This window comes from Shewanella fodinae (assembly GCF_014651955.1).
Taxonomy (GTDB): Bacteria; Pseudomonadota; Gammaproteobacteria; order Enterobacterales; family Shewanellaceae; genus Shewanella; species Shewanella fodinae.
Genome location: NZ_BMXW01000009.1, coordinates 88,352 through 100,829 on the forward strand (window position 1 = coordinate 88,352; position 12,478 = coordinate 100,829).

Below are 12,478 nucleotides of genomic sequence, written 5' to 3' on the forward strand. Positions count from 1 at the left end.
TATCGGCTCCTGACTTTAGTTTGTGTCGCATAATCCTATCGTCGGCACCGTTCTGCCGAGCCAGGTTGTTGTAACACCGTTCCGGAGCACCATTTGTCTGTACTATCCCTGTCAAAGGCTGTCAGTTCTCTGAGCGACAGACTTTCCCAGTTATTTGATCATTCCCAGCAGTCGGGAATCCTGCAACTGGTTGAAGACGTTAGCTTGCCGCCTTTAATGTCATGGCTAGCCGCGCAAAATCAATTCCCCAAAATTTATTGGCAGGGGCGGGATCGTCGTGAAGAAGTCGCAGCGATAGGCAGTTGCTTGGATTTAGCCTTTATTGAGGCTATCGATGACAGCAAACTGCAGCAGATATACCAGCAATACTGCCAGCAACCACACGGTGTCGATGTCCGCTTTTATGGTGGAGTGGCTTTTGACCGGACGCTGGCGTCCTGGCCGGAGTTTGGCCGCGCGCGGTTTCTGGTACCCAGGGTTGAACTGAGACGTCAAGAGGAGCGTGGTCAGTTGCTCGTCAACCTGAACCTGAATGAACAGTCGTTGGCTCAGCAAGTGCAAGAAGCTTTGGCGGTACTCGCACAATTGTGTCCAGCGCAGCCGCTGCTGCCCCCACAAAAGACCGAGGTGCTCAGCCGGGTCGATGTCCCTGATTTCTCACGTTGGTCGCAACTGGTCACAGAGGTAACGTCACCGGCATTCAATTGCCACACCCCCAAAGTGGTCCTGTCGCGTCAGAGCAAATTGCACGTCACGCAAACGCCTGATCCCTGGACTGTGCTGGCTTGCTGGCAGGGACGCAATCCCACCAGTTTTCAATTTGGTTTTCAGTTCAGTCCCGAGCATAGTTTTATTTCCTGCACGCCAGAACGGTTGTACCGACGCCAGCAGGATCAATTAGTCACCGAAGCGTTGGCGGGAACTACAGTGCGCGGCTTAACCGCAGATGAAGATGAAAAACTGGCGCAGCAACTGCTCGATGATCATAAAAACAGCCACGAAAACCAGTTTGTCGGCACGCATATCGTGTCAGAACTGACACCATTGAGCGTTCAGGTTAACGCCGATGAACCACTGAAGATTTTTAAACTTAATCATATCCAACATCTGCATCGAGTGATCAAAGCTCAGTTACGGCATGACATCAGCGATTTTCAATTACTGCAGTCTTTGCATCCGACACCCGCCGTGGGTGGTTTTCCCAAAAAAGCAGCGCTGCAGTACATCGCCGCAAACGAAGGTTACAACCGCGGCTGGTACGCTGGCACTTGCGGTTTTCTCAGCTCACAACTGAGCGAGTTTGCAGTGGCAATCCGCAGTGCACTGCTGGAGCCAGGCTGTATCAACTTATTTGCCGGCGCAGGAATTCTGACAGGATCCGATCCATCGTTGGAGTGGCAGGAGTTGGAAAACAAACTTGCCACCATCATGTCGATTCTGGTGGATTTCTAGCAACGCTTGTAATCTGTGCTCGGCTGTCTATAATGTGCGCCGCCCGGTAGTCGGGCAGCGGGTTCCCTCACCCCGCTTAACCAACCAAAAAGGTCACAAGATGCTTTTGTTAACCACCGCGCAGGTGAAACGCGCGTTATGGCTGCTTGTCAGCTTTCACATTCTGATCATCAGTGCCAGCAATTATCTGGTGCAACTCCCCTTCCAGATCTTTGGTCTGCACACCACTTGGGGCGCTTTCAGTTTTCCGTTTGTCTATCTTGCGACAGATCTGACAGTACGTATCTTTGGTCAGCTACCCGCCAGACGCATAATATTTATGGCAATGTTACCGGCACTGCTGGTGTCCTATGTCATCGGAGTGGTATTTCATGACGGTCACTTTCAAGGTGTTTCCGCACTGAGCCAAGGCAATGATGTTGTGTTGCGCATCGCCTTTGCCAGTTTTGCCGCCTATCTGCTAGGGCAACTGATGGATATTAAAGTGTTTGCGGCTATCCGCGCCAAATGTGCTTGGTGGGTCGCGCCCTCAGTGTCAACGATATTCGGCAACCTCATGGATACACTGGTATTTTTCAGTGTGGCATTTTATGCCTCCAGCGATGGGTTTATGGCGATGCATTGGCCAGAGATAGCCGCCGTCGATTACAGCTTTAAGCTACTTATCAGCTTTGCGTTATTTTTACCGGCTTATGGTGTGCTGCTGCGCTACCTGCAAGATTGGATACTCGATAGCAGATCCCACCCACAGTTCTCCTGATGATGCAACTGGCTTGGCGGTGTCCTGCCCGATTTACACGGCTTAGGATTGTCACAGCCGTTATTACTGCAACAAACGCCGTGGGCAAGTAACGCCGATTACAAAACGGTGCAAGTGAAAATCCACAACTATATAGCGTAATGTGCTCAACACCTTGATTCAGTGTGGCTGCCAGAGAGTGGATTTCAGTGCCAGCCACGACCATGCAGTACAACACCTGTTAGTACTGGCTGTACCGGAAAAACGGCTGTGAAAGCAGCAGTGGGGGCATCTGTCGATGCCCTCTACACTAGACTAAAACTTCTTTAATTTTGCTGCCCCAGACACTTGATTCAACACTGGTACAAACATATTCATCGGCTTTGCATTTGGTTTGTTTTACATCATCAAATTGCACAAAGTCTGGTTTTTCCAATAATTCGTCGGCCTTGTAGCGGAACAACACCTGATATACAAAATCGATGAAAATAATGTATTTACGTGGCAGATATGCCCGTTTGGGAAATGAAATGCCCAATACATTGTGTTCCATCGGGAAATCTTCTAATAACGGTACCAGCTCACCTTTCTGCACAGCTTCTTCCACAATCATCGGGGGTAGTGCAGCAATACCCAGCCCAGCAATAGCTACTTCGCGGGCCAATGTGATGTTATTAACCCGAAACTGGATTTTAGGGGTAATGCTCTGCCATTGTTGGCCATCGAAAATCCGGATATGCCCGTCAGAGGGTGATTTTGCCAGCGAGGTATAGAGATCAATATATTTGTGCTGCCATAGGTCTTCTGGCCGCTGTGGTCGACCAAAACGTTCCAAATATGCAGGACTGGCTACCAGTGTGGTTGACGTATTGAACAGCTTGTAGGTCTGCAGCCGGGGGTCTTCTATGTATCCAACGTGGAACAGAATATCAACCCCTTCTTCAATCAAATCGACACTACGGTTACTCAGCTCAGTCTCGATACGAATATCTGGGTAAGATTCCAGAAAACAGGCAAACACCGGCCCCATAAACAGCTGGCCCATCTCAAATGGACAAACGACATGTAAATTCCCTTTAACCCGCTGTTGACTCGCACTTAATTGTGCTTCAGCATTCTCTAGGTCCAGCAAGATCTTGGTAATTTTGTTGTAATATTCCGCCCCCGCTTCGGTCAGTCGCAACGCACGGGTGGTACGAAACAACAATTGCACACCGGTTTGCTTCTCCAATTCCGCCACTTTCCGGCTAACGGTAGTTTTGGTCAGTCCTAGCGCCTTGGCGGCGCCGGTGAAACTGCCTTGTTCCACCACCTGGGCAAAAATTTGTACCCGATTTAGATCCATTTATTGTTTCGCCTATGCAACAGTGAGTGAATTACTAAGTGACTAATAAAATTTTTGGCACAGTTGTAGAATAGCTTGCCTCAAGCTGGCGAGCTAGCCACTTTTTTAGGTTGAGACCACAAATTATGTAACTCTTTTTCTGCGATGAAATAAGCAGAGGTAGTTGGCAAGAATGGCAAGAACCAACAAAGTTTTGGGATCATTAGGCCAATCACAACAGAAACCCAGAGATGTTGCCGCTGTAATTGAGGTAACAAACTGACACTTTAATGAAATTTTACTATTTTAAATTTTCCCTTTTACGTGCACTTGTTAATAATGGTTGTCTATGGGCTGCAACAGACAATCACACAAAGCAATTGCCAATGTTAAGGATGCAGGTTGACCAGCCAGTCTTCCGGACAAGTCGATTATTGATAGGAGTTCTCATGCGGCAGATATTAAAAGTTGCCTCAGTTGTAAGCATGGCGTTATGGATTACCGCCTGCGGTGCGGAAAAGGAACAAGCTCAGGGACAACAGACGGCCCCAGCCATGGAAGTGGGAATTATTCCAGTCAAAACAGTGCGTCAGGAATTAACCACCATTTTACCTGGACGCAGCAAAGCTTACCTAGAAGCCGAAGTGCGGCCTCAAGTCAGCGGCATTATCCTTAAACGCAGCTTCAACGAAGGCGGGTATGTCAAACAAGGGCAATCTCTGTATCAGATTGACCCAGCCACCTACAAAGCCACGGTTCAAAGCGCTGAAGCCGATGTAGCAAAAACCAAGGCCAGTCTGGCCTCCGCAGCCGCCACATATCATCGTTACCAAAAATTGTTGAAAACCGACTTTGTCAGCAAAGAAGATTTTGATACGGCCGAAGCAGCCTACAAACAGGCAAATGCTGCGGTTCTGGTGGCCGAAGCGGCACTCAATACTGCCAAGATTAATCTGGATTACACCGAAGTGCGTGCGCCGATTTCTGGCCGCATCGGTAAATCCAGCGTGACCCCTGGCGCATTGGTGACGGCAAATCAAACCACTGCGTTAGCAACAATTCAGCAACTGGATCCGATTAAAGTGGATATCGTGCAATCCAGCACTCAGCTGTTACAACTGAAAGCCCGTCTAAAAGCCGGAACGCTTAAAGCAAACGACAACGCCGCAGTGAAGCTGGTGTTGGAAGATGGCAGTGAATACAACCATGAAGGTACGCTGAAATTTTCGGAAGTCAGTGTCGATGAGGCCACAGGTTCGGTGACTATGCGAGCAGAGTTCCCTAATCCTGAAGGCTTGTTATTACCTGGGATGTATGTGCGAGCAGTACTAAACTCCGGGATTGATCCTGAAGCTATTCTGGTGCCGCAAAAAGCCATCAGCCGTGATGCCAAGGGCCAGGCGGTTGCTATGGTGGTTAACCCGCAGAGTCAGGTAGAAGCACGTATTGTTACGACTGCCGAAGTTATTGGTAACCAATGGCGTATCACCAGTGGCCTAAAAGCTGGCGACAAATTGATTGTCGAGGGGCTGCAAAAGATTCGTCCGGGAGCGCCAGTAACAGCGAAAGAAATTTCAAACCAGCAATAACAGGGCGGAACTTATGGCACGTTTCTTTATCGATCGCCCCATTTTTGCTTGGGTGATCGCATTAATATTAATGTTAGCAGGGGTACTGGCGATCAGGTCATTGCCAGTAGCCCAATACCCGAAAATTGCTCCGCCAACAGTGGTCATTTCAGCGAATTACCCAGGGGCGTCCGCTAAGACGGTGGAAGATTCGGTGACCCAGATTATCGAGCAGAGCATGACGGGTCTTGATCACATGCGCTATATCACTTCAACCAGTGATAGCTTCGGTAACGCACAGATCACCGTCACCTTCAACGCTGAGGCTGACCCAGATATTGCTCAAGTGCAGGTGCAAAATAAGCTGCAGTCAGCCATGACGTTGTTGCCACAAGAAGTACAGGCGCAAGGGGTGAGAGTTAACAAATCCACCTCTGGCTTCCTGATGGTGGTAGGTTTCATCTCCAGCGATGGCTCGATGAATAAAGCAGATATTGCGGACTTTATCGGTTCAACGATTAAAGACCCTCTTAGTCGTGTACCTGGGGTAGGTGAAACTACGCTGTTCGGGGCCCAGTACGCCATGCGTATATGGCTCGATCCGCTGAAGCTCACACAATATAACCTGACCACTTCCGATGTAGTAGCTGCGATCCAATCGCAGAACGCACAGGTGGCTGCCGGTCAGTTTGGTGGTGCTCCTGCAGTGGCGGGGCAAGAGCTCAACGCGACTATCACAGCGCAAAGTCGGCTACAGACGCCAGAAGAGTTCCGCAAGATCATTCTTAAGTCCAACATCGCTGGTGCTAACGTGTATTTAGCGGATGTTGCCCGTGTGGAACTAGGCGCACAAAGTTACAACATATCTTCACTGTTTAATGGCCAACCAGCCAGTGGTTTGGCAATTGCGCTGGCAACTGGGGCTAATGCCTTGGATACTGCCAACGCAGTACGCGCTAAGTTGGATGAGCTGAAACCGACCTTCCCAGAAGGTCTGCAGATTGTTTATCCGTATGACACAACTCCATTTGTGGAAAAATCCATTGAAGGGGTAGTCCATACACTGCTGGAAGCTATCGTACTGGTGTTCGTCATCATGTACCTGTTCTTGCAGAACTTCCGTGCAACCTTGATCCCGACTATCGCCGTACCAGTGGTATTACTGGGGACCTTTGCCGTACTTTCCTTTGCAGGATACAGCATCAATACCCTGACGATGTTCGCCATGGTGCTTGCCATCGGTTTGTTGGTGGACGACGCCATTGTGGTGGTGGAAAACGTCGAACGTGTGATGTCAGAGGAAGGGCTCAGTCCTAAAGAAGCCACCAAGAAATCGATGGGACAGATTACCGGTGCTTTGATTGGTATTGGTGCGACCCTGTCGGCAGTATTTGTGCCAATGGCCTTCATGGCTGGTTCTACTGGGGTTATTTACCGCCAGTTCTCTATTACCATCGTATCGGCTATGGCGCTGTCCGTTATCGTCGCTATCGTGCTGACACCGGCCCTTTGTGCCACGATGCTGAAACCTATCCATAAAGGCGAAGGTCACGAGAAAAAAGGATTCTTCGGTGGATTTAACCGCGGCTTCGAACGTTTTACAGCTGGCTATGAGTCATCAGTCGGCAAGCTCCTGAAACGCTCTTTCCGTATGCTGATTATCTATGCAGCACTGGTTGGTGTGGTCGCTTGGATGTTTACCCGTATGCCAACGGCGTTCCTGCCAGATGAAGATCAGGGAATGCTGATGGCGGTTACGATACTGCCGCCCAACTCATCACAGGAAAGTACCGAGAGTGTTCTGAAAAAAGTGTCGGACCATTTTAAGAAAGAACCAGGTGTGAATTCGGTATTTACCGTAGCGGGTTTCAGTTTTGCCGGCCAGGGCCAGAACATGGGGATGGCGTTTGTCAAACTCAAAGATTGGTCTGAACGTACCGCGCCAGGTTCCGATGTGCAATCAATTGCGGGTAGAGCCATGGGAGCTTTCTCACAATTCAAGGAAGCGATGGTATTTGCTTTCGTACCACCAGCAGTGATTGAATTGGGGACCGCAAACGGCTTTGACATGTACTTGCAGGATTTGACTGGTCAGGGACATGCCAAACTGATCCAAGCGCGTAATCAATTACTGGGTATGGCTGCGCAAAATCCAAAGCTGATGGCCGTGCGTCCCAATGGTCAAGAAGACGCCCCCATGTACAAGCTGAACATAGATTATGAGAAGCTCAAAGCGCTAGGCATTGAGATCAGTACAGTCAACAGCACGCTGGCGACAGCCTGGGGTAGTTCATACGTTAACGACTTCATTGATCGCGGCCGTGTGAAAAAGGTTTATGTACAGGGCGAAGCCAAATATCGTATGCAACCAGATGATCTGGACAAATGGTATGTGCGCAACAGCAGCGGTGATATGGTGCCATTTTCTGCCTTTGCCAAGGGCAACTGGGAATATGGCTCTCCGCGTCTGGAACGTTTCAACGGTTTGTCTGCTGTCAATATCCAAGGTGCTGCGGCACCAGGTTTCAGTACTGGGGAAGCAATGGATACCATGCAGCAATTAGCGAAACAGCTTCCGCCTGGATTTGGCTTGTCTTGGAACGGTATCTCATATGAAGAACGGCTTTCAGGCAATCAGGCACCAGGCTTGTATGCCTTGTCACTACTGGTGGTATTCCTAGTACTGGCGGCTCTGTATGAAAGCTGGTCAGTGCCAATTGCCGTTATTCTGGTGGTACCACTAGGGGTTATTGGTGCACTGTTGGCGATGAACGGTCGTGGTCTATCCAACGACGTGTTCTTCCAGGTAGGTTTGTTGACCACTGTGGGACTGGCAACCAAAAACGCGATCCTGATTGTAGAATTCGCCAAAGATTTCTATGAAAAAGGCGCAGGTTTGATTGAGGCAACGCTGCACGCAGTAAGAGTGAGGATCAGGCCAATCCTGATGACATCGCTGGCGTTTGGCCTGGGTGTTGTCCCCTTAACCGTAAGTACTGGTGCAGGTTCAGGTAGCCAACACGCCATTGGTACTGGGGTGTTGGGGGGGATGATGAGTTCCACCTTCCTGGGGATTTTCTTCATTCCGGTATTCTTTGTGGTCGTTGAACGCCTGTTCAGCAAACGTGAAAAAGAAGCTAGCAAAGAGTAAAAGCCACTTATCAGGAAAAGCCGCTCATCATCGAGCGGCTTTTTTTATTACGGTGTCCCCAAGTGACCAAGAGCATTCACACAAGATGGTGGCAGCGAGGAGAATTTGTATGATTACGTTAAGGCAAGCCATGACGCAATGGCCCAAAGCACTGGCATTTAACGCTGAAAAACAGGCAAAAAAAAAGACCCGGAGAGGGGTCTGAAAAGGCAAACTATGAACTAATCGCTTTCGCCTAAACCATGTACACAGTTAATTTAACCAAATCACACTGAATAAAAGCTGAACAACGCCTTCGCTATTTGGCAACTATTAATGGTATATGTGGATTAGCTACTGTTTCCTAATGTTAACTACCTTATTTACAACGTATTTTTTATAGTTTAGTCATAAAATGGTGATGAATTTAATGAATGAAATTAAATGAATACTAATAACTATCAGTCAGTTAATCCCTGTACAACGTCAGTAAACTTACAAAACGCCCATTCCCCATAAAAATGAAAATAAAATGTTAAAAGTAACTGCTATTGGACTGGCGAATAGCATATTTCACACAAGATAATTGCAAATATGGTTGATACTTAACCAGTAATGACATTAGTTACATATCACTGCCAAAAACATTCAAGCAACATTTGCTATGATGAAGAAGCAGATCCGATACTCAGGAGGTGATATTGCGGCGAATATTACTGACAGCGCTATTACTGGTAACTATGGTGGGCTCTGCTGCAGAACAAGCTAAGCGCAAAATTATTGCCCATTACTCGCCTCACGGCACCAGCCAGCAAGCCAAACAGGAAAAAGTCTATCGCTCCGATAACAACGGCATTACTTTATTCAGCGACCTAATCCCGCCGCAAGACAACTATGAAGTACTTCTGTTTGACTGCTATGCCTGCAATCCGCACTCTACTATCAACTGGCACAAAACCCCATTATTTCGCACTGATTATCAAACAGAAATTGCTAATGCGGCCAGAGACTATCAACTGGATCCGGCATTGATCCGAGCGGTGATCCACGCAGAATCAGCATTTAATGCGTCTGCACAATCCCGCACAGGAGCGATAGGATTAATGCAGCTTATGCCTAAAACGGCCAGAGAATTGGGCGTAGATAATGCCTTTTCAGCGGCACAAAATATTGATGCGGGTAGCCGTTATCTGGCTCAGATGTTACAGCGCTTTGACGGTAATATATCACTGGCATGTGCCGCCTATAACGCCGGACCCACAACGGTCAGCAACTATAAGGGCGTTCCACCTTACCCAGAAACCCAAGCCTATGTTGAACGCGTAGGTATTCTGTTACAACGCTATCGAACGTTATAGCTCACTCACCGACTTCCCACGTTACGCGATAGCTACCATTTTGCTGTTGTAATATCGGTTGCAATGTTGCCAGCATCTCTGCAGCAATGTTATCCAACTGCCACGGCGGGTTAATCACCCATAGCCCCGCAGCTGTCATGCCAAATTCATCATTATCAGGCCGGATACTTTGCTCAATACGCAGCTGTCGACGAATACCACTCTCTTTAAGCCGTGTCAGCATCGCTTCTGTCTGTTGCCGTTGCACCACCGGATACCATAAAAGATAAACCCCTGTCGCAAACTTGCGATACGCTTTGATCAAGGTTTCCGCTACCAGTTGGTAATCGGTTTTAATCTCATAACTGGGGTCAATCAGTACCAACCCACGGCGCTCTTTAGGAGGCAGAGCGGCGATTAGCCCTTTTAAACCATCGCCTTCAACGATTTTGACTTGAGGATCCTGGTCAAAATAATCCGTCAACAACTGCTGATCAGTGGGATGTAACTCATGCAATACCATACGATCCTGCGGTCGCAGATTCATATCAATCAATGCTGGAGACCCTGGATAAAATCCCAGCGCTTGATTGTTCTCGTTAAAGTGCCGCACATTATCCAGATACAGTTGTAGGCTTTCTGGCAACTGGTTTTGCGACCACAAACGGCCCACACCGTCCCGGTACTCGCCAGTCTTTTCAGCGAACTCGTCATTCAGGCTATAACCACCAGCCCCGGCATGGGTATCGATATAGACCAAGCCTTTATCTTTTTTCTGCAGCAAACTCAGGGTCTGCAGTAACACCGCATGTTTCAGCACATCAGCATAATTGCCAGCATGATAACCGTGACGATAACTGAGCATAATCACTTCCAACCTTAGACTTGAGGGCGGCATTATAAGATTCATTAACTGAAAAAGCACCTTAACAGCAGTTTCTACCGCTGACGGGCTTTGGCATAATGCCACTAACATTGCTGTATCCGAGACACCATTTGAACGCACCCGTTACCACTGTCTATTTTGATCAGAACCAACCTCAGCTAGGCGAATTGCTAGCACCATATCCGCTGCTATTTGACGCCGGTGCTCCTTTTGAAATGAAGTTGATAGACGGCAAGTTAAATCTGCTGAAACGCGATGAGCCGAAGCTAGGCGGTGTACATGTTGATTTTACCAGCGGTGCCGTGGCGCACCGACGTAAATATGGTGGCGGTCGTGGTCAGGAAATTGCCAAAGCGGCGGGACTCAAGCAAGGAGCTTGTCCAACCATACTGGACAGTACTGCGGGGTTAGGCCGTGATGCTTTTGTACTGGCAAGCCTGGGTTGTCGAGTATGGCTAATTGAGCGCCATCCAATGGTAGCCGCGCTGCTGGCTGATGGTTTGAGCCGTGCCTACGCTGATGAAGAGATAGGCAGCTGGATGCAACAGCGTATGCAATTACTGCCTTGGGGCACAGAGTTAACCAACATCAACCCGCAACAGTTGCCAATTGATGTGGTGTATTTAGACCCCATGTATCCACATCGAGACAACAGCGCCCAGGTAAAAAAAGAGATGCGAGTGTTTCAGCATTTGGTCGGTGCTGATGACGACGCGGCCCAACTGCTGCAACCTGCATTAACCCTCGCCAGCAAACGTGTTGTGGTAAAACGACCAGACTACGCAGAAAACCTCGATAACACCCCACCGACCTTGGTGATCGCCATGAAGAAAAATCGCTTTGATGTCTATGTTAAAGCGGCACGCCCCAATGAAACGAGCAGTCGTCTGGTGAAATAGTGGCGATTCAGATTGCCCTGTTTTAACGATGGTCCAAATCAAAAGAACACAAGACTGACGGTAAACATCGATGAGTTGCTCAAAACCGTACGCACATCGGTGCAAGCCTTGCCGAGCAACGACCTCGAACTTTGCGATCTTGCCAATGAACTCGGTATCGCACTGGCAAAATCGGTCGGAACAGACAAATCATATGAAGCAGAAGTGCTATCGGGCATTAAACATGGTTTTGATTTAGTTCGTAAAAACGCTGAAGCAGATGATGAACAACAAGAATGACTTAACGCTGCACCGGTTGGGAAAGAGATCATTTAGTTGTACTAGCTGAACACTACGCGGTACTAGCTCTGGCCTGATCTGACAGAGCTATAGCAAAGAGCAGAACCTAATCTGACAGGCAGCTCTGTGCCACAAGCGGACATGGCTAATGTCACTCCGTATTACTCGAAGAAGTGCAAAGCGTTATCAATAGCTGTGGCTATTTCGTCTTCTCTACGCCCTCCGTTGATTGTAAAACGGTTCTCAAAAACGAAGTGCGGAACAGAACGAACGCCTGCCGCAGTGGAGTTTGCAGCCTCTTGCTCAATCCGCTTGTGCCGGGTGGGATCGCGTGCAATGGCGCGGGTCTCATCTTTACTGAATCCATAGGCTGCAGCAACATCTGCCAACACACCTGCATCGGCAATGTTTCTTGCCGCAAGGAAATAAGCATCCGTGATAGCTACGGCGAGTTGGTGCTGCGTGCCGCGTTCTCTGGCTGCCAGGATGATGGCGTGCGCCGCCTGTGTTGGGTAGGCGTAGAGCTGGCGACTAAGGTCCAGGTCGAAGCCGGACGCGCGGGCCTCTGCTTCAGGGCGAGCAAACGCCGACTTCGGATCTGTCACACCATACCGCTCGCGTAGCAGTTCTGGGATGAAGAGTCCGGCCGCCGGCGTGTCCGGCAGTAAAAGAACAGGATGATGGTGAATGTCAGCGGCCAGCTCGGGGAAGCGTTCCTGAAGAACCTTGTCGAGACGGTGCAGGCCCACGAAACACCAGGGGCAGGTGAGCTCGGTATAAATGTCGATTCGCAACATGCTCCCAGTCTCCTTCTTTAGTGATTAGAGATACATTGCGCGGCATGGGCGAATATCTTATCCGCGA

General features: G+C 49.0%; 10 protein-coding genes. 7 read left to right on the forward strand and 3 right to left on the reverse strand.

What is annotated here, in order from left to right:
* Window positions 1-93 precede the first annotated feature (93 nt).
* Both IE064_RS10175 and IE064_RS10180 read left to right on the forward strand, forming a co-directional pair.
* Window positions 94-1,452, forward strand: a complete 1,359-nt coding sequence (locus tag IE064_RS10175; RefSeq protein ID WP_189617716.1) for an isochorismate synthase — start codon at window positions 94-96, stop codon at window positions 1,450-1,452.
* 100 nt (window positions 1,453-1,552) lie between these two features.
* Window positions 1,553-2,212, forward strand: a complete 660-nt coding sequence (locus tag IE064_RS10180; RefSeq protein ID WP_189617717.1) for a 7-cyano-7-deazaguanine/7-aminomethyl-7-deazaguanine transporter — start codon at window positions 1,553-1,555, stop codon at window positions 2,210-2,212.
* A gap of 289 nt (window positions 2,213-2,501) precedes the next feature.
* Here IE064_RS10180 and IE064_RS10185 read toward each other — a convergent pair whose 3' ends face one another.
* Window positions 2,502-3,536 carry a LysR family transcriptional regulator gene (locus IE064_RS10185; protein ID WP_189617718.1) on the reverse strand — a complete coding sequence of 345 codons (1,035 nt, stop codon included), beginning with the start codon at window positions 3,534-3,536 and terminating at the stop codon, window positions 2,502-2,504.
* A 428-nt stretch (window positions 3,537-3,964) separates the two neighbouring features.
* Here IE064_RS10185 and IE064_RS10190 point away from each other — a divergent pair, with 428 nt between their 5' ends.
* From IE064_RS10190 to IE064_RS10200, 3 genes are all read left to right on the forward strand, one after another.
* Window positions 3,965-5,104, forward strand: a complete 1,140-nt coding sequence (locus IE064_RS10190; protein ID WP_189617719.1) for an efflux RND transporter periplasmic adaptor subunit — start codon at window positions 3,965-3,967, stop codon at window positions 5,102-5,104.
* A 13-nt stretch (window positions 5,105-5,117) separates the two neighbouring features.
* Entirely contained in the window at window positions 5,118-8,234 is a 3,117-nt protein-coding gene (locus tag IE064_RS10195; protein WP_189617720.1) for an efflux RND transporter permease subunit, read from the forward strand.
* Window positions 8,235-8,908: 674 nt separating this feature from the next.
* Entirely contained in the window at window positions 8,909-9,571 is a 663-nt protein-coding gene (locus IE064_RS10200) for a lytic transglycosylase domain-containing protein (RefSeq protein WP_373295259.1), read from the forward strand.
* Window position 9,572: 1 nt separating this feature from the next.
* Here the strand turns inward: IE064_RS10200 and IE064_RS10205 are convergent, their stop codons facing one another.
* Complete coding sequence (locus IE064_RS10205; RefSeq protein WP_189617721.1) at window positions 9,573-10,415, reverse strand: 23S rRNA (adenine(2030)-N(6))-methyltransferase RlmJ; 843 nt, start codon at window positions 10,413-10,415, stop codon at window positions 9,573-9,575.
* 98 nt (window positions 10,416-10,513) lie between these two features.
* Between IE064_RS10205 and IE064_RS10210 the strand changes: the two genes are divergently transcribed.
* Both IE064_RS10210 and IE064_RS10215 read left to right on the forward strand, forming a co-directional pair.
* On the forward strand, window positions 10,514-11,335 hold the full coding sequence (locus IE064_RS10210; RefSeq protein ID WP_189617722.1) for a class I SAM-dependent methyltransferase: 822 nt from the start codon (window positions 10,514-10,516) through the stop codon (window positions 11,333-11,335).
* Between the two features lie 12 nt (window positions 11,336-11,347).
* A complete protein-coding gene (locus IE064_RS10215) occupies window positions 11,348-11,614 on the forward strand; it encodes a hypothetical protein (protein WP_189617723.1) in 267 nt (88 codons plus the stop codon).
* Between the two features lie 161 nt (window positions 11,615-11,775).
* Here the strand turns inward: IE064_RS10215 and IE064_RS10220 are convergent, their stop codons facing one another.
* Window positions 11,776-12,411, reverse strand: coding sequence for a DsbA family oxidoreductase (locus IE064_RS10220; protein WP_189617724.1), 636 nt, complete (start codon window positions 12,409-12,411; stop codon window positions 11,776-11,778).
* Window positions 12,412-12,478 lie beyond the last annotated feature (67 nt).

Excerpts from the sequence above, each read along its gene's own strand:
- IE064_RS10180 (WP_189617717.1), top strand. The coding sequence starts at position 1,553 with ATGCTTTTGTTAACCACCGCGCAGGTGAAACGCGCGTTATGGCTGCTT.
- IE064_RS10185 (WP_189617718.1), bottom strand. The coding sequence starts at position 3,536 with ATGGATCTAAATCGGGTACAAATTTTTGCCCAGGTGGTGGAACAAGGC.
- IE064_RS10190 (WP_189617719.1), top strand. The coding sequence starts at position 3,965 with ATGCGGCAGATATTAAAAGTTGCCTCAGTTGTAAGCATGGCGTTATGG.
- IE064_RS10195 (WP_189617720.1), top strand. The coding sequence starts at position 5,118 with ATGGCACGTTTCTTTATCGATCGCCCCATTTTTGCTTGGGTGATCGCA.
- IE064_RS10205 (WP_189617721.1), bottom strand. The coding sequence starts at position 10,415 with ATGCTCAGTTATCGTCACGGTTATCATGCTGGCAATTATGCTGATGTG.
- IE064_RS10210 (WP_189617722.1), top strand. The coding sequence starts at position 10,514 with ATGCCACTAACATTGCTGTATCCGAGACACCATTTGAACGCACCCGTT.
- IE064_RS10220 (WP_189617724.1), bottom strand. The coding sequence starts at position 12,411 with ATGTTGCGAATCGACATTTATACCGAGCTCACCTGCCCCTGGTGTTTC.